This window comes from Streptococcus hongkongensis, assembly GCF_053206145.1.
Genome location: NZ_JBRUGD010000001.1, coordinates 134,863 through 152,329, shown reverse-complemented (window position 1 = coordinate 152,329; position 17,467 = coordinate 134,863). Strand labels below are relative to the sequence as shown.

Genomic DNA, 17,467 nt, shown 5'->3' with positions numbered 1-17,467 from the left:
GGCTCAAATGTCAGAACCAATATTAGAAGTAAAAGATCTTTCTGTTTACTACAATAAAAAGAAAACACTGAATAATGTTTCATTGAATTTTTACCCAAATGAAATTACAGCATTGATTGGTCCGTCAGGATCTGGAAAATCAACATTGTTACGTGCTATCAATCGAATGAGTGATTTAAACCCTGAAGTTACGGTTACAGGTACGATTGTTTATAACGGACATAATATTTATAGTCCACGAACTGACACAGTTGATTTACGCAAAGAAATAGGAATGGTTTTTCAACAACCAAATCCATTTCCAATGTCAATTTACGAAAATGTTGTCTATGGACTTCGTCTAAAAGGTGTTAAGGATAAACATATCTTAGATCAAGCCGTTGAATCATCTTTAAGAGGCGCTTCCATTTGGGATGAGGTGAAAGATAGATTACACGATTCTGCACTTGGTCTATCAGGTGGACAACAACAACGTGTTTGTATTGCTAGGGTTTTAGCAACAAGTCCAAAGATTATTCTATTAGATGAACCAACATCTGCTTTAGATCCAATTTCAGCTGGAAAAATTGAAGAAACTTTGTTTGAATTGAAAAAAGACTACACGTTAATTGTTGTAACACGTTCAATGCAACAAGCATCTCGTTTATCTGACCGAACTGGCTTTTTCTTGGCAGGAGATTTACTTGAAGTTGGAAATACTAAAACAATGTTTATGAATCCTAAAAGAAAAGAAACTGAAGATTACATTTCTGGGAAATTCGGATAACCAATTAGAAACTTATCTTATTTTTATGTTTTTGAAAATAGATATAGAAAAGAAGGAAAAATAATGCTTAGAAGTAAATTTGATGAAGAATTAGATAAATTACATAATCAATTCTATTCAATGGGAACAGAAGTATTAGCTCAAATTAATAAAACTGTTCGAGCTTTTGTTAGTCATGACCGTGATTTAGCAAAAGAGGTTATTGAAGAAGATGATACTATTAATGAGTTTGAAACAAAACTTGAGAAGAAATCATTAGAAATTATCGCCTTACAACAGCCAGTTTCAAATGATTTACGTACAGTTATCACCGTATTGAAGGCCTCTAGCGATATCGAACGTATGGGTGACCATGCTTCGTCAATTGCAAAAGCAACAATCCGTATGAAAGGCGAAGAAAGATTGCCTTTAGTTGAAGAACAAATCAACTTGATGGGTAAAGCTGTTAAACATATGGTAGAGGATGCTTTAAACGCCTATATAAATGGTGATGATAAAAAAGCTTATGAAATTGCAGCACATGATGAAGTTATTGATAACTATTTCCGTGATATCCAAGCTTTAGCAGTTGAAGAAATCAGAAAAACTCCAGATGCAGTTTATGCAGGTAAAGAATATTTCCAAGTTCTTATGTATTTGGAAAGAATTGGTGACTATGCCCGTAATATATGTGAATGGGTTGTTTATCTGAAAACTGGTAAAATTATTGAATTATAAGTTAATATGATATAATAGTGGTTAGAAAATATTTTCTAATCACTTTTTTTAGACTGAGGAGTTTTATGAACAAAGTAGAGCATTTGATCGAAAAATTTAGTCCCGAAAATTATAATCTTTTTTTGGACATTTGTCGTGACAATAAAACCTTTACAGGAAATGTAGCAATTAATGGCGAAGCCTTTGACAATCATATTTCATTTCATCAAAAAGGCTTGGATATCCATTCCATTCTTTTAGATAATGAAGACCTTGTTTTCACTGTAGATCACGAAAATGAATTAATTCATATAGAATTACCAACAACTGGTATCATGACACTTGTCATTGAATTTTCTGGTCGGATTACTGATAATATGACCGGAATTTACCCATCATATTATACTGTTGATGGTGAAAGAAAAGAAGTCATCTCAACTCAGTTCGAAAGTCATTTTGCAAGAGAGGCATTTCCTTGTATCGATGAACCACAAGCAAAAGCTACATTTGATTTAAGCATAAAATTTGATCAAAAAAATGATGGGATAGTCATTTCAAATATGCCTGAAACAAATGTCGCGTTACGTGAAGAGACTGGTATTTGGATTTTTGATACAACGCCACGAATGTCTTCTTACCTATTAGCCTTTGGGTTAGGCGATTTACATGGTATAACAGCAAAATCAAAGGGAGGAACCGAAGTAGGAGTATTTGCTACAAAAGCGCATCCAACATCATCCTTAGAATTCTCACTCGATATTGCTGTTCGCATTATTGATTTCTACGAAGATTATTTTGGGGTACCTTATCCAATCCCTCAATCATATAATTTAGCCTTGCCTGATTTTTCGTCAGGTGCTATGGAGAACTGGGGCTTAATTACGTATCGCGAGATTTATTTATTAGTTGATCAAAATTCAACTGTAGCAAGTCGTCAACAAGTGGCATTGGTAGTTGCCCACGAATTAGCTCATCAATGGTTTGGTAATTTAGTAACTATGAAATGGTGGGACGATTTATGGTTGAATGAAAGTTTTGCAAATATGATGGAATATGTATCAGTTGATGCAATTGAGCCTTCTTGGAAGATTTTTGAAGACTTCCAAACTGGTGGTGCACCACTTGCATTGAAACGTGATGCAACTGATGGCGTTCAATCTGTGCACGTGGGTGTTAATCATCCGGATGAGATCAATACACTCTTTGATCCAGCTATTGTATATGCTAAAGGAAGTCGTTTAATGCATATGCTTCGTCGTTGGATTGGAGATAAAGATTTTGCAAAGGGCTTAAAAATCTATTTTGAAAAGCACCAATATGGTAATACTGTTGGAAGAGATCTATGGAATGCATTGACAGAAGCTTCAGGAAAAGATGTTGCAGCATTTATGGATGCTTGGTTAGAGCAACCTGGTTATCCAGTATTGATGGCTAAAATAGCAAATGATTCTTTGATTTTAACACAAGAGCAATTCTTTATCGGTCAACACCAAGACCAAAACAGGTTGTGGCCAATTCCATTGAACAGTTCGTGGATTGGATTGCCTGATACATTAACAGAAGAAACACTTGTGATTCCTAACTTTAGTCAAATTGCAGCGCAAAATGACGGACCTCTTCGTTTTAATACAGAAAATACGGCACATTATATTACTAACTATCAAGGGCAATTATTTGAAGACTTGGTTGCTAACTTAGATAACTTAGACAATATCAGTTTATTACAAGTCATCCAAGAGCGTCGCTTATTAGCTGAAAGTGGTATGATTTCATATGCAGAATTGGTAGCATTCATTTCTGTATTCAAGGATAAAAAATCTTATATGGTTGCTTCAGCGCTTTCTCAAGTTATCACAGGTTTATTAAACTTTGTAGATGAGGATACGAGTGAAGAAAAAGCTTTGCATAGGTTAATTCAATCTATTTTCCAATCAGACTTCGACCGTCTTGGGTTTGAACAACATGCTGGGGAATCTGATGAGGATGAAATGGTTCGTCAGATTGTTTTAAATCTATTGATTCTAACAGGACAAGAAGATGTTTTAGAAAAGGCAAAGCAAATCTATGAAGAGCATCAAACTGACGTATCTCAGTTACCTGCAGCAATTCGTCGTTTAGTTTTAATTAGTAAAATTAAATTCTTTGAAGATGAAGAAGCTGTAGACCATCTTTTTGATACCTATATTAACACTACTAATAATAATATTCGCTTAGATATTGCGGCAGCTTTGTCAAAAACACATAAGGATTTGACGTTGAAACGTATCCAACTTAGTCTAAAAGACAAAGCAATTGTTAAACCTCAAGATTTGGCGATGTGGTATAATGTTTTGTTGAGCCAAGAATTTACGCAAGAAAGTTTGTGGGAGTGGGCACGACAAGATTGGGATTGGATTAAATCAGTTTTAGGTGGAGACATGAGTTTTGATCGTTTTGTTATTTACCCAGCAAATCAATTTAAAACTAGTCACCGTTTAGAAGAATATAAAGCATTCTTTGAACCTAAACTAGATGATATGGCAATTAGCCGTAATATTAAAATGGGGATTAATGAAATTTCCGCACGCGTACGGTTAATTGAAACTGAAAAAGAAGCGGTGTCTAAGGCTCTGTTAACATTATAAAACAAGGGGAGTCTTTAGGCTTCCCTTGTTTTTAGCTTAAATTAAGCTTTTCATGCTATTTTATTTTAAAAATGGGATAAAATAGTAAGAAGAGAAATTATTTATTGCTAGGTGGAATATAAATGATAAAAATATTATTAGTAGAAGATGATTTGAGCTTATCGAACTCAATCTTTGATTTTTTAGATGATTTTGCGGACGTGCTACAGGTTTTTGACGGGGATGAAGGCCTCTTTGAAGCTGAGAGTGGTGTCTATGATTTAATTTTACTTGACTTAATGCTACCTGAAAAAGATGGGTTCCAAGTATTGAAAGATCTACGAGAAAAAGATATAAGAACTCCTGTCTTAATTATGACAGCTAAAGAGAGTATTGATGATAAGGGGCACGGTTTCGAACTAGGAGCTGATGATTACCTAACGAAACCATTTTACCTAGAGGAATTAAAAATGCGCATTCAAGCCCTATTAAAACGTTCTGGGAAATTGGTAGATAATAGTTTAAATTATGGAGATATTAGTATTGATACTGAGCGGAATTTAGTGACTGTAAATAATAAAAAGGTGGAACTATTAGGAAAAGAATTTGAGCTTTTAGTTTATTTTTTACAAAACCAAAATGTTATCCTTCCTAAATCTCAAATCTTTGACCGCATTTGGGGATTTGACAGTGATACAACTATTTCAGTCGTTGAAGTTTACGTTTCCAAAATACGAAAAAAATTGAAAGGGTCTGACTTTGTAACCGATTTACAAACTTTACGAAGTGTCGGTTATATATTAAAAACGAATGGCTAAACTAAAGAATATTTTACAATCTGGGACGTTTGATCATTTCTTTCATTTTTTTACGGTTTTTACAAGTATTTTTGTTATCATGACTGTAATTATTCTCCAAATAATGCGTTTCGGTGTCTATTCAACAGTTGATAATAGTTTAAATTTGATTGCTAAGCATTCTGGGCTTTATGCTGATAAAGCAATGGAGAGAATTTCTTTATTTAATTTTGATAATCAAATTTTCAATGAGGGCAGTAGCCGCTATAAAACCACATTAATTGCAGACCCTGTAGGAAATACTGATATTATACTATACAGTGCGGATGGTACTATTTTAAATCCATACGATGCATTTTCTAATTTAAATTATTTCAAATTAAATAAACAAAAATTGAACACGATCGTAACTCAAAAAACAACAAATTTTTATGGGCACGAAGAAAAATTTCATACAATGACAATTAAGGTTCATTCTCATAATTATCCTGCTGTCTCTTATTTGACGGCAGTTGCCAATGTGGAACAGCTTGATCGTGCTAATGAACGCTATGAAAAAGATATCATTATGGTCATGTCATTTTTTTGGTTAATATCCATATTTGCAAGTATTTACTTAGCTTATTGGAGCCGTAAACCAATCGTCGAAAACTTTAAAAAACAGAAGACATTTGTTGAAAATGCTAGTCATGAATTAAGAACACCACTAGCTGTTTTACAAAATCGACTTGAGACATTATTTAGAAAACCAAACGAAACGATACTAGATAATAGCGAAGCTATTGCCTCGAGTCTTGAAGAAGTTCGAAACATGCGGATTTTAACGACAAATCTTTTAAATTTAGCAAGACGAGATGATGGCATTAAACTCAAAAAAGAAACTATTGATGCCACATTTTTCCATTCCCTTTTTGAAAATTATGAACTAATTGCTGAAGAAAATGGGAAAACATTACACATTGTCAATGACGTTCCACGTCCAATTGTGACCGATAAAGCCTTGCTAAAACAATTAATTACGATACTTTTTGACAATGCTGTTAAATATACAGCTGAGGATGGAAACATTTCTATTGAAGTCAAATCAACCGATAAACATTTATTAATTCGAGTAAGCGATAATGGCATAGGTATTTCTGAGTCTAATAAAGAAAAAATATTTGATCGTTTTTACCGTGTTGATAAAGCAAGAACACGTCAAAGTGGTGGTTTTGGATTAGGATTGTCACTAGCAAAACAAATTGTTACGACATTAAAGGGTGATATTACAGTTAAGGATAATCAACCAAAAGGAACAATTTTCCAAGTTAAAATTTAGTCAATAACTAAAAAAGACATAGTCAAATGCTCTTACTCTCAAAAGTTAGATAAAAATCTAAGGACAAGAGAAAGTTCATAAGTGACTAGTCTTTTTAGTTATTCAATTGTTGGCTAAAAGAAAAAACTCCGGAAGGAGTTTTCATTGGATATTGATTAGCCAAGTTTAGCAGCAAGACGTGCTTTATCGCGGCTTGCTTTATTTCTATGAATTAAACCTTTTGATTCAGCTCTATCGATGCTTGAAGAAGCAGCGCGGTAAAGTTCTTCAGTTGGGTTAGCTTCATATGCTTTGATTGCAGTACGCATAGCTGATTTTTGTGCTGAATTCTTTTCGTTTGATTTAACGTTAAGTTCAGCGCGTTTAATAGCTGATTTAATATTTGCCAATGTTTTCACCTCCAAATTAATCTAACTACACTATTATATAGAATTTATGCTTGTTTGGCAAGTCTTTCTCACCGTTTGACGAAAATTTCATCAATTTTATGATCTTTTGCTTTATGTAAGATAAGATCTGCTCTTGTCCTAGTAGGCTCTATAAACTTTTCCAAATTTTCTAAGTTAATCGTTTTCCAGACATCCTTTGCAAAAATAATGGCTTCATCACGAGGCATTTTAGCATATTTTGAGTAAAAACTAGAAGCATCATTTTTTGCCAGATCTAAAATGCGTTCAAATCTCTGGATATACCATTCTTCGATATCATTACTATCGGCATCAATATAAATCGAAAAATCAAAATAATCACTCATGTAAATTCTGTTATTTTGAGGATTTTGAAAAACATTTATACCCTCAATAATTAGAAAATCAGGATTTTCAATGACTTGGCATTGATCTGGAATGATATCATAAATTTCATGTGAATACATTGGTATTTCAGCATCTTTACCAGTTTTCATTTTATCTAAAAATTGTAGGAGTAATTCCATATCATATGACTCAGGAAAACCCTTGCGATTGAGAATATTATGCTCAATTAAATAGGAGTTGGGATATAAAAACCCGTCAGTGGTAACCATTTCAACTTTACTAGATTTAAAGGTACGAGATAGTAGGAGTTGTAAGAGTCGACTAGTAGTTGACTTACCTACGGCAACTGAGCCAGAAATACCAATAATAAATGGACGAATACTCACATCTTTTTTTAGGAAAATAGATTTTGAAAAGGACAAGTTTTCCTGATTAATTTTGTAGATTTGAATTAAATTTAAGAGAGGTAAGTAAACTTCCATGACATCTCTAATATTAATATTATCATTTAAACTTGTAATTGTTTTTAATTCTTCTTCAGTCAGTAAAGGTTTAACTTTTTGATGCAATTCTTTCCAAGATGCTCTAGAAATACTATCGAACTTTGTATAATCTTTTGTCATTTGCTTCTCCTAATTTTCGGCAATAACTTTATTATAGCATGAGAAAAATGAAAATGTAAGGAAAGGACTTTTGAAATAAAAAGTATTTGACCATTAAATAATAATATACACAAACTATCATAAAAAATAAATAGTTATTAGTTTTAGTAAATACGAACATTTTTAGGAAAAGTATTCATAACAAGCGTCTTGTAAACCGTTTCAAAGTATGGTAGAATGATAAAGCATCTTAAAAAGATAGGAATTACTATGGCAAATATGTATTATGAAGAGAATCCAGATAGTCTTCATGACATCCATGAATTAAAAGTTTCTTTATTAGGAAAACCTTTTACTTTTTATACGGATGCTGGAGTTTTCTCAAAGAAAATGATTGATTACGGTAGTCAAGTGCTCTTGACTTGCCTATTCTTTCAAGTTGGTGAAAAAGTATTAGATGTAGGATGTGGGTATGGCCCACTCGGAATTAGCTTGGCTAAAGTCCAAAATGTTGATGCCACAATGGTAGATATCAACAACAGAGCTATCGATTTAAGCAAAAAAAATGCTGAAAAAAATGGTGTTAAGGCAACAATCCAGCAGTCGAACATCTACGAAAATGTGCATGGGGCATTCGATCACATCATTAGTAATCCACCAATTCGGGCTGGAAAACAAGTTGTCCATGAAATCATCGAAAAAAGCATTGATCATTTAAATATTGGTGGTGACCTTACAATTGTTATTCAAAAAAAACAAGGCGCACCAAGTGCAAAAGATAAAATGGCATTGATTTTCGGTAATGTTGAAACCATCAAAAAAGATAAAGGGTATTACATTCTTAGGAGTATCAAGGATGAGAACAGTTGATTTAATTCAAAAAAAACGAGACGGAAAAGAGCTGACAACTGAAGAAATAGACTGGTTAATCTCAGGTTATGCTGATGGTAGTGTTCCTGATTACCAAATGTCTGCCTTTGCAATGGCAGTTTACTTTAAAGGCATGTCAACGCGTGAAACCCGAGACTTAACGATGAGTATGGTTAAGACGGGTGATCAAATTGATTTGTCAGCAATTGATGGCATTAAAACTGATAAGCACTCAACTGGAGGTGTAGGAGATAAAGTAACTCTTATATTAGCACCATTAGTAGCAAGCTTTGGCGTTCCAGTTGCAAAAATGAGTGGACGAGGCTTAGGGCATACTGGTGGCACACTTGATAAGCTCGAAGCTATCAAAGGCTACCAAATTAACCGAGGTCAAGATGAGTTCATTAAACAAGTCCAAGACATTGGTGTGGCTGTAATTGGTCAATCAGACCAACTTGTTAAAGCTGATAAATTACTTTATGCGTTAAGAGATGTGACAGCAACTGTTGACATCATTCCGCTGATTGCAAGCTCTGTAATGAGTAAAAAAATTGCTGCAGGAGCAGATAGTATACTATTAGATGTCACAGTTGGCGATGGTGCCTTTATGAAGACTATTGAGGATGCAGAAAAGCTATCGCGTTTAATGGTTGATTTAGGAAAAGAAGTCGGCCGTAAAACCGTAGCCGTCATAACAAATATGTCTCAGCCCCTAGGACAAGCAATTGGAAATAGGTTAGAAGTATTAGAAGCTATCGATATCATGAAAGGTCATGGTCGCGACGATATTACTCATTTCATCTGTGAATTAGCACAGTTGATGTTAGAATTAGCAGGTGTCGAAAAGAGTCTTGATGATATCAAAGATCAATTAGTTAATGGAAAAGCTCTCAAAAAATTCGAAGAAATGGTTGTATATCAAGGTGGAGATCTAGAGGATTTATATCGTCAATCGACATCATCAGTTGTAACTGAAATTCGAGTTAAAGAAGAAGGTTATATTACTGAACTCCCTGCTCTAGAGTTTGGATTAATTGCGATGAGACTTGGTGCTGGACGAGCTGTAAAATCAGATCAACTTGATTATGAAAGTGGAATTGTTTTCAATAAAAAAGTAGGCGATTACATTGCTTTCGGAGAAGTTGTTGCAAGGGTTTATTCTTGTAATAAATTAGATGAAAAGGTGCTTACAGATTTTGAAAAAAATGTTAAAATAAGTATGGAACCTGTTGATACAAAAGAGATTATAAAAATCATATCCTAAGGAGAATTATCTGTGAAAATTAATAAGTATATCGATCATACATTACTTAAAGCTGATTCAGTTAAAAGCCAATTTGATCAACTTCTCAAGGAGGCAAAAGAATTTGGTTTTGCCAGTGTATGTGTAAATCCTTCTTGGGTCTCTTACTGTGCTCAAGCACTAAAAGATAGTGACGTTAAAGTATGTACTGTAATTGGGTTTCCGTTAGGGGCAACAACTTCTGAAACTAAGGCATTCGAAACAAGAAATGCTATTGAAAAAGGTGCAGACGAAATTGATATGGTCATCAATATCGGGTTACTTAAACAAGGTGACTACCAATCTGTTGAAGATGACATTCGTGCAGTTGTTGAAGCTAGCGGTGATAAACTGGTAAAAGTTATTATTGAAACTTGTTTATTAACGGATGAAGAAAAAGTAAAAGCTTGCCAACTTTCTGTTGCTGCTGGAGCAGATTTTGTTAAAACCTCTACAGGATTTTCAATGTCTGGTGCTAATATTTCAGATGTTAAATTAATGAGACAGACAGTTGGCCCAGATATTGGAGTTAAAGCTGCAGGCGGTGCTAGATCTTTGGAAGATGCGCTTGCTTTTATTGATGCAGGTGCAACTAGAATTGGAACTTCTTCAGGTGTGAAAATCGTTCAAGGGGAGATTGCTAATGGTGACTACTAATCTAGTGGAATTGGCTATTGACGCAAGCGAACATGCCTATGTTCCATACTCACATTTTCCAATCGGTGCAGCATTAAAAACTAAAGATGGACATATTTTTTCTGGCTGTAATATTGAAAATGCTAGTTTTGGTCTAACAAACTGTGGTGAAAGAACAGCAATTTTCAAAGCAGTTTCGGAAGGTTATAAAGAATTGTCAGAAATTGCCATTTATGGTCAGACAAAAGATCCAGTTTCACCTTGTGGTGCATGTCGTCAAGTTATGGCTGAGTTCTTTCCATTAACTGCTAAAGTCACTCTAATTGCAAAGGACGGGCGTACTGAAGAAACGACTGTTGGTGACTTGTTGCCCTATACGTTTACAGATTTAAACTAATCTGTCTTAATATGTTATTCAGCCATAAGGCTTTATATTACTTTCAGCAAGTAATTGCTAGAAACTTTTTTAGGAGGGTTCATTTAGATGAACAAGAAATTTATTGGTCTTGGCTTAGCTTCTGTAGCTTTACTAAGCTTAGCTGCTTGTGGTAACCGTGGTGCTTCAAAATCTGATAGCAAAGATGCTAAAACAGATTTAAAAGTTGCAATGATCACAGATACTGGTGGTGTTGATGATAAATCATTTAACCAATCAGCATGGGAAGGCATGAAGGCTTGGGGGAAAGAAAACGGACTTAAAAAAGGTTCTGGTTTTGACTACTTCCAATCTGCAAGTGAATCAGATTATGCAACTAACTTAGATACAGCTGTTTCAAGTGGTTACAAATTACTTTATGGTATTGGTTTCTCACTTAAAGATGCAATTGCCAAAGCTGCAGGTGATAACAAAGATGTTAACTATGTAATCGTTGATGATATCATCGAAGGAAAAGACAATGTTGCTAGTGTAACATTTGCTGATAATGAAGCCGCTTATCTTGCAGGGATTGCTGCTGCCAAAACCACTAAAACAAAAGTAGTTGGTTTTGTTGGTGGTATGAAAGGCACTGTCATTACTCGATTTGAAAAAGGATTTTTAGCTGGTGTTAAATCGGTTGATGATAGTATCCAAGTTAAAGTTGACTATGCTGGATCTTTTGGTGATGCTGCTAAAGGTAAAACAATCGCAGCTGCACAATATGCTGGTGGTGCTGACGTTATTTATCAAGCTGCTGGTGGAACTGGTGCTGGTGTCTTCAATGAAGCCAAAAGTGTTAATGAAAAGAAAAGTGAAGCTGATAAAGTTTGGGTTATCGGTGTAGACCGTGACCAAGTTGGTGAAGGTAAGTACACTAGTCAAGATAAAAAAGAGTCTAACTTTGTTTTAGCATCTTCAATTAAGAAAGTCGGCAAATCAGTTCAATTAATTAACAAACTTGTAGCAGATAAAAAATTCCCTGGTGGAAAAACTACAGTTTATGGATTAAAAGATGGTGGTGTTGATATCGCTACTACAAATCTTAGTGAAGACGGTATAAAAGCAGTCAAAGCTGCAAAAGAAAAAATTATTTCTGGTGACGTTAAAGTTCCTGAAAAATAATAAGATTTAAGAACGACCTTTGTCGGTCGTTCTTTTTAGACTGAGATACTTTTATCTCAGTAAAGCTTGTGACCGATGACAAGCTTTACTGAAATAAAAGAGTGAATTGAAAGGAAGCACAATCCTATGACTCAATATGTCATTGAAATGAAAGACATTACTAAAAAATTTGGTGAATTCGTTGCAAATGATCATATCAATTTGCAAGTTGAAAAAGGCGAAATTCATGCCCTATTAGGTGAAAATGGCGCTGGGAAATCAACTTTAATGAATATGCTTGCCGGTTTATTAGAGCCAACTGAAGGTGAAATTGTAATCAACGGACAGTTGGTTGCAATTGATTCCCCATCTAAATCTTCTAAATTGGGAATTGGTATGGTTCACCAACACTTTATGTTAGTAGAAGCATTCACTGTTGCTGAAAATATCATTCTTGGGAATGAAACAGTAAAAAATGGTGTACTTGATTTAAAACAAGCAAGTAAAGATATTAAAGAATTATCAATGAAGTATGGTCTATCTGTTGATCCAGATGCAAGGGTAGCGGATATTTCTGTTGGCGCACAGCAACGTGTTGAAATTTTAAAAACTTTATATCGTGGAGCTGATATCTTAATCTTTGATGAGCCGACAGCAGTGCTAACACCATCAGAAATTAAAGAATTAATGTCAATTATGAAAAATCTAGTTAAAGAAGGTAAATCAATTATTTTGATTACCCATAAACTAGATGAAATTCGTGCTGTTGCTGATAAAGTTACTGTAATCAGACGTGGTAAAAGTATTGAGACAGTTCCTGTAGCCGGGGTGAGTTCAAAAGAATTGGCTGAAATGATGGTAGGTCGCTCAGTTTCATTCACTACTGAAAAAATGCCTTCACAACCTAAAGACGTTGTGTTATCTATCAAGGATTTGTATGTCGATGAAAATCGTGGCGTTCCTGCAGTGAAAGGTTTATCTTTAGATATTCGTGCTGGAGAAATTGTGGGTATTGCTGGTATCGATGGCAATGGTCAAAGTGAATTAATTCAAGCGATTACTGGACTTAGAAAGTCTAAATCTGGAAGTATTTTAATTAAAAATAAAGAAGTTACACACTGGACATCGCGACAAATCACAGAATTGTCAGTTGGTCATGTTCCAGAAGACCGCCATAGAGATGGTTTAGTTTTAGAGCTCTCATTAGCTGAAAATACAGCTCTACAAACTTATTACAAAGAACCGTTAAGTAAAAATGGTATTCTAAATTACAATAAAATTAATGAATATGCTCGCAAATTAATGGCTGAGTTTGATGTCCGCGGTGCAAGTGAATTAGTTCCTGCCAAAGGATTTTCAGGAGGGAATCAACAAAAAGCAATCATCGCTCGTGAAGTTGACCGTAACCCTGACTTATTGATTGTTAGTCAACCAACAAGAGGATTGGATGTTGGAGCAATTGAATATATTCATAGACGTTTGATTGAAGAAAGAGATAAAGGCAAAGCAGTGCTTGTTGTCAGTTTCGAATTAGATGAAATATTAAATGTGTCAGATAGAATCGCAGTAATACATGATGGAAAAATCCAAGGTATTGTAAGTCCAGAAAATACTAATAAACAAGAATTAGGTATTTTAATGGCAGGTGGTTCAATTGATAAGGAGGAAGAAGATGTCTAAAAAGGCACAACAAATTGCCGTACCAGTCATTTCCGTTTTATTAGGGTTTGTCTTGGGTGCAATTATTATGTTTATTTTTGGCTATGATCCAATATGGGGTTATGAAGGCTTATTTCAAATTGCCTTTGGTAGCGTAAAGAATATTGGTGAAATCATGAGAGCCATGGGACCACTTATTCTGATTGCTCTTGGATTCTCAGTAGCAAGTCGTGCAGGTTTTTTCAATATTGGTCTTTCTGGTCAAGCCTTAGCAGGTTGGATTTCATCAACTTGGTTTGCACTGTCACATCCTGATATGTCACGTCCTTTATTAATTCTATTTACTGTATTAATTGGTATGCTTGCAGGTGGTATAGCAGGTGCAATTCCTGGTATCTTAAGAGCTTTCTTGGGAACTAGTGAGGTAATCGTTACCATTATGATGAACTACATCATATTGTATATTGGTAATGCAGTTATCCAAAAGGGATTTGCTAAAAGTGTTAAACAGAGTATTGACTCAACCATTCAAGTTAGTAAAAATGCTACTTATCAAACAGAATGGCTTTCTAATTTGACAAGTAATTCTCGTATTAATATTGGTATTTTCTTTGCTATTATTGCTATTGTAGTTATCTGGTTCTTATTGAATAAGACAACTTTAGGATTTGAAATACGTTCAGTAGGTTTGAATCCTCACGCAAGTGAATATGCTGGGATGTCTTCAAAACGAACAATCATTTTATCAATGATTATTTCTGGTGCTCTAGCGGGTCTTGGCGGTGTCGTTGAAGGGCTTGGTACATTTGGTAATGTCTTTGTTCAGTCAAGTTCTTTGGCCATTGGATTTGATGGAATGGCTGTTAGCTTATTAGCTGCAAATAACCCAATTGGTATTTTCTTCTCTTCATTCTTATTTGGTGTCCTAAATATTGGTGCGCCAGGTATGAACATTGCAGGTATCCCACCAGAATTGGTTAAGATTGTAACTGCATCAATTATCTTCTTTGTAGGAGCACATTATTTGATTGAAAAATATATGATCCGTAACAAAAAAGTAACAGTGAAAGGTGGTAAATAAGATGTCAATAGTGACTTTATTATCTCTACTTATGTCTTCAATGCTTATTTATGCAACACCTTTAATTTTTACAAGTATCGGTGGGACATTCTCTGAACGTAGTGGTGTTGTTAACGTCGGTTTAGAGGGTATAATGGTTATTGGTGCTTTTACAGGTATTGTTTTTAACTTAGAATTCGCTCATACTCTTGGTAAAGCAACTCCATGGATTGCCATTCTTGTTGCAGGTTTTGCGGGATTGATTTTCTCACTTATCCATGCATTAGCAACAATTAATTTTAGGGCTGACCACATTGTCAGTGGTACCGTGTTGAACTTATTAGCGCCTTCGTTCGCAATTTTCCTTGTTAAAGTGCTTTATGGTAAGGGGCAAACTGATAATATTCAAACTTCTTTTGGGAAATTTGATTTCCCGATTTTATCAAAAATTCCAATCATCGGAGACATTTTCTTTAAAAATACAACTTTGATTGGTTATTTAGCTGTTGCTTTCTCATTCTTAGCTTGGTATATTTTATATAAAACAAGATTTGGTTTGAGATTAAGATCTGTAGGTGAGCACCCACAGGCAGCAGATACACTTGGAATCAATGTTTATTTGATGAAATATTACGGTGTTATGATTTCTGGTTTCCTAGGTGGTATTGGTGGAGCAGTTTATGCGCAATCAATTTCAGTTAACTTTGCAGTTACAACGATTTTAGGTCCTGGTTTCATTTCATTAGCCGCTATGATCTTTGGTAAATGGAATCCAATTGGGGCAATGTTATCAAGTTTATTCTTTGGACTCTCTCAAAGTTTAGCCGTTATTGGAAGTCAATTACCTTTGTTAAGCTCAATTCCTTCAGTTTACTTAGAAATTGCACCTTACGTCTTCACAATTATTATTTTAGCAGCTTTCTTTGGTCAATCTGTTGCTCCAAAAGCAGATGGTGTTAACTATATTAAATCAAAATAACATCAACTCTGTTGATTTAAAAAGTGAAGTCAAACTTATTTGGCTTCACTTTTTTAGAATTCATTTTACAGTCTACAAAAAGGAAGTACAATTTTTGTACTTCTTTTAAATATTAATTAACAAATGTATTGATTTCTTTTTCAATCGTTACAATTTTTTGTTCAGCTTGCTCAAGTGTTTCTCCAACTGTTGCGATATAGAATTTGATTTTTGGTTCTGTTCCTGAAGGACGAACAGCAAACCATGAATCATCTGCAAGGGTATATTTCAATACATTACTTGGTGGCGTTGTTAGACTAGTTACATTGCCTTTTTGGTGGTCTTTAGCTGTTAAATTTTGGAAGTCTTCTGAAAGTACAATTTCAGTGTTGTTAAATTGACTTGGAGCATCGTTACGGAAGTTATCCATAATTGCTTTAATTTGAGCTGCTCCATCAACACCAGATAAGGTAACTGAAATTGTTTTTTCTGCAAAGTAACCATATTCTTTATAAATTTCATCAATACCGTCTGCTAATGTTAAACCACGTGAGCGGTAGTAGGCAGCAATTTCAGCAACTAATAATACGGCTTGAATAGCGTCTTTATCACGTACAAATGGTTTAATCAGGTAACCAAAGCTTTCTTCGAAACCAAACATGTAAGTATGATTGTGTTTTTCTTCAAACTCTTGAATTTTTTCTGCAATAAACTTGAAGCCTGTTAACACATTAAACATTGTAGCGCCGTAGCTTTCAGCAATTTTTGTAACTAATTCTGTAGATACAATTGATTTAGCTAGAGCTGCATTCTCAGGTAGTGTACCGGCTTGTTTGTGCGCTTCTAGAATATATTTGGCAATTAAAGCTCCAATTTGGTTACCAGATAGATTCCAGTAAGAGCCATCTTCTTGACGGATTTCAACACCAAGTCGGTCAGCATCAGGGTCTGTTGCAACCAAAACATCAGCATCAACTTGACGACCGAGTTCTTCAGCAAGAGCAAATGCAGTTTGACTTTCTGGGTTTGGTGATTTAACAGTTGAAAAATCTGGATCTGGTTTAGCTTGTGCTTCAACAACCTCTACTGATTCAAAGCCAGCTTGTGCTAAAGCACGGCGAGCAAGCATTTCGCCTGTACCGTGAAGCGGTGTGTAGACAATTTTCATGTCTCGTCCATAATTATCGATCAAATCTTGATTGATATTCACATCCTTAACTTCTTTAAGGTATTCTTTATCAATCGCTTCGCCAATTACTTCAATAAGACCTGATTCTTTTGATGCTTCTAGATCAGCTAGCTGAATAGAGAAAGGATCCTCAATAGTTCTGATGTAGTCTGTCAGTGCATCTGCATCAGCTGGAGGCATTTGTCCACCATCTGCTCCATAAACTTTATAGCCGTTAAATGGAGCAGGATTATGGCTTGCTGTAATCATAATACCAGCAAATGCACCTAGGTGACGCACTGCAAATGATAATTCAGGTGTTGGACGTAAGCTTTCAAAAACATATGACTTAATGCCATGCGCAGCTAAGACTTGGGCTGATTCAAAGGCAAATTCTGGTGAGAAATGACGTGAATCATATGCGATAGCAATTCCTGCATCTTTTGCGACTTGTCCTTTTGACTCAACAAGCTTGGCTAAACCTTCGGTAGCTTGTCTTACAACGTAGATATTAATCCGGTTTGTTCCAGCACCAATGTAGCCACGCATTCCGGCTGTACCAAATTCTAAATTAGTATAGAAGGCATCTTCCATAGTTTTGTCATCCATTGCTACAAGCTCTTCTTTTAGGTAATCAGGAAGAGTTGTAACAGCTAACCATTTTTGATAATTTTCTTTATAAGTCATCGTTTACTCCTTTATATTTTTAAACGCTTTCATTATACCATTTTGAAAAGAAAAAATCATCCTTTTTTCTATTGATTTCACAGCTTACATC

Annotated in this window: 16 protein-coding genes; 13 read left to right on the top strand and 3 right to left on the bottom strand. The window is 34.8% G+C overall.

Annotation, left to right across the window (positions count from 1 at the left end; translation table 11 throughout):
• The first annotated feature begins 7 nt into the window (after positions 1–7).
• The 5 genes from pstB (at position 8) to ACVRZD_RS00735 (ending at position 6,180) form a co-directional block, all read left to right on the top strand.
• Positions 8–766 carry a phosphate ABC transporter ATP-binding protein PstB gene (gene pstB / locus ACVRZD_RS00755; protein WP_037624627.1) on the top strand — a complete coding sequence of 253 codons (759 nt, stop codon included), beginning with the start codon at positions 8–10 and terminating at the stop codon, positions 764–766.
• Positions 767–829: 63 nt separating this feature from the next.
• Positions 830–1,483, top strand: a complete 654-nt coding sequence (phoU, locus tag ACVRZD_RS00750) for a phosphate signaling complex protein PhoU (protein ID WP_037624618.1) — start codon at positions 830–832, stop codon at positions 1,481–1,483.
• 65 nt (positions 1,484–1,548) lie between these two features.
• Positions 1,549–4,086 (top strand): M1 family metallopeptidase, encoded by a 2,538-nt coding sequence (locus tag ACVRZD_RS00745; protein ID WP_037624617.1) that lies wholly within the window; start codon positions 1,549–1,551, stop codon positions 4,084–4,086.
• A gap of 122 nt (positions 4,087–4,208) precedes the next feature.
• The gene (locus ACVRZD_RS00740) at positions 4,209–4,883 is read left to right on the top strand and encodes a response regulator transcription factor (protein WP_037624614.1); all 675 of its coding nucleotides are present in this window, start codon (positions 4,209–4,211) and stop codon (positions 4,881–4,883) included.
• On the top strand, positions 4,876–6,180 hold the full coding sequence (locus ACVRZD_RS00735) for a sensor histidine kinase (RefSeq protein ID WP_037624612.1): 1,305 nt from the start codon (positions 4,876–4,878) through the stop codon (positions 6,178–6,180). The genes ACVRZD_RS00740 and ACVRZD_RS00735 overlap by 8 nt, the downstream gene beginning before the upstream one ends.
• A gap of 155 nt (positions 6,181–6,335) precedes the next feature.
• On the opposite strand, the gene rpsT is transcribed toward ACVRZD_RS00735, so the two are convergent.
• Together rpsT and coaA are read right to left on the bottom strand one after the other, a co-directional pair.
• Positions 6,336–6,584 (bottom strand): 30S ribosomal protein S20, encoded by a 249-nt coding sequence (gene rpsT, locus ACVRZD_RS00730; RefSeq protein WP_080730826.1) that lies wholly within the window; start codon positions 6,582–6,584, stop codon positions 6,336–6,338.
• 53 nt (positions 6,585–6,637) lie between these two features.
• A complete protein-coding gene (gene coaA / locus ACVRZD_RS00725) occupies positions 6,638–7,558 on the bottom strand; it encodes a type I pantothenate kinase (protein WP_447450168.1) in 921 nt (306 codons plus the stop codon).
• Positions 7,559–7,807: 249 nt separating this feature from the next.
• Here coaA and ACVRZD_RS00720 point away from each other — a divergent pair, with 249 nt between their 5' ends.
• The 8 genes from ACVRZD_RS00720 (at position 7,808) to ACVRZD_RS00685 (ending at position 15,542) form a co-directional block, all read left to right on the top strand.
• Positions 7,808–8,407, top strand: a complete 600-nt coding sequence (locus ACVRZD_RS00720; RefSeq protein WP_037624609.1) for a class I SAM-dependent methyltransferase — start codon at positions 7,808–7,810, stop codon at positions 8,405–8,407.
• The gene (locus tag ACVRZD_RS00715; protein WP_037624607.1) at positions 8,394–9,671 is read left to right on the top strand and encodes a pyrimidine-nucleoside phosphorylase; all 1,278 of its coding nucleotides are present in this window, start codon (positions 8,394–8,396) and stop codon (positions 9,669–9,671) included. The genes ACVRZD_RS00720 and ACVRZD_RS00715 overlap by 14 nt, the downstream gene beginning before the upstream one ends.
• Positions 9,672–9,683: 12 nt before the next feature.
• Positions 9,684–10,346 (top strand): deoxyribose-phosphate aldolase, encoded by a 663-nt coding sequence (gene deoC / locus ACVRZD_RS00710; protein WP_037624604.1) that lies wholly within the window; start codon positions 9,684–9,686, stop codon positions 10,344–10,346.
• A complete protein-coding gene (locus ACVRZD_RS00705; protein ID WP_037624602.1) occupies positions 10,333–10,722 on the top strand; it encodes a cytidine deaminase in 390 nt (129 codons plus the stop codon). The genes deoC and ACVRZD_RS00705 overlap by 14 nt, the downstream gene beginning before the upstream one ends.
• Before the next feature lie 87 nt (positions 10,723–10,809).
• Positions 10,810–11,865, top strand: a complete 1,056-nt coding sequence (locus ACVRZD_RS00700; protein ID WP_037624600.1) for a BMP family lipoprotein — start codon at positions 10,810–10,812, stop codon at positions 11,863–11,865.
• 126 nt (positions 11,866–11,991) lie between these two features.
• On the top strand, positions 11,992–13,524 hold the full coding sequence (locus ACVRZD_RS00695; protein ID WP_037624598.1) for an ABC transporter ATP-binding protein: 1,533 nt from the start codon (positions 11,992–11,994) through the stop codon (positions 13,522–13,524).
• The gene (locus tag ACVRZD_RS00690; RefSeq protein WP_447450167.1) at positions 13,517–14,584 is read left to right on the top strand and encodes an ABC transporter permease; all 1,068 of its coding nucleotides are present in this window, start codon (positions 13,517–13,519) and stop codon (positions 14,582–14,584) included. The genes ACVRZD_RS00695 and ACVRZD_RS00690 overlap by 8 nt, the downstream gene beginning before the upstream one ends.
• 1 nt (position 14,585) lies before the next feature.
• A complete protein-coding gene (locus ACVRZD_RS00685; protein WP_037624596.1) occupies positions 14,586–15,542 on the top strand; it encodes an ABC transporter permease in 957 nt (318 codons plus the stop codon).
• A 112-nt stretch (positions 15,543–15,654) separates the two neighbouring features.
• Here the strand turns inward: ACVRZD_RS00685 and ACVRZD_RS00680 are convergent, their stop codons facing one another.
• Positions 15,655–17,376 (bottom strand): phospho-sugar mutase, encoded by a 1,722-nt coding sequence (locus tag ACVRZD_RS00680; protein WP_447450166.1) that lies wholly within the window; start codon positions 17,374–17,376, stop codon positions 15,655–15,657.
• Positions 17,377–17,467 lie beyond the last annotated feature (91 nt).

Coding starts and splice junctions, on each gene's coding strand:
- pstB (WP_037624627.1), top strand. CDS start 8: ATGTCAGAACCAATATTAGAAGTAAAAGATCTTTCTGTTTACTACAAT.
- phoU (WP_037624618.1), top strand. CDS start 830: ATGCTTAGAAGTAAATTTGATGAAGAATTAGATAAATTACATAATCAA.
- ACVRZD_RS00745 (WP_037624617.1), top strand. CDS start 1,549: ATGAACAAAGTAGAGCATTTGATCGAAAAATTTAGTCCCGAAAATTAT.
- ACVRZD_RS00740 (WP_037624614.1), top strand. CDS start 4,209: ATGATAAAAATATTATTAGTAGAAGATGATTTGAGCTTATCGAACTCA.
- ACVRZD_RS00735 (WP_037624612.1), top strand. CDS start 4,876: ATGGCTAAACTAAAGAATATTTTACAATCTGGGACGTTTGATCATTTC.
- coaA (WP_447450168.1), bottom strand. CDS start 7,558: ATGACAAAAGATTATACAAAGTTCGATAGTATTTCTAGAGCATCTTGG.
- ACVRZD_RS00720 (WP_037624609.1), top strand. CDS start 7,808: ATGGCAAATATGTATTATGAAGAGAATCCAGATAGTCTTCATGACATC.
- ACVRZD_RS00715 (WP_037624607.1), top strand. CDS start 8,394: ATGAGAACAGTTGATTTAATTCAAAAAAAACGAGACGGAAAAGAGCTG.
- ACVRZD_RS00705 (WP_037624602.1), top strand. CDS start 10,333: ATGGTGACTACTAATCTAGTGGAATTGGCTATTGACGCAAGCGAACAT.
- ACVRZD_RS00700 (WP_037624600.1), top strand. CDS start 10,810: ATGAACAAGAAATTTATTGGTCTTGGCTTAGCTTCTGTAGCTTTACTA.
- ACVRZD_RS00695 (WP_037624598.1), top strand. CDS start 11,992: ATGACTCAATATGTCATTGAAATGAAAGACATTACTAAAAAATTTGGT.
- ACVRZD_RS00690 (WP_447450167.1), top strand. CDS start 13,517: ATGTCTAAAAAGGCACAACAAATTGCCGTACCAGTCATTTCCGTTTTA.
- ACVRZD_RS00685 (WP_037624596.1), top strand. CDS start 14,586: ATGTCAATAGTGACTTTATTATCTCTACTTATGTCTTCAATGCTTATT.
- ACVRZD_RS00680 (WP_447450166.1), bottom strand. CDS start 17,376: ATGACTTATAAAGAAAATTATCAAAAATGGTTAGCTGTTACAACTCTT.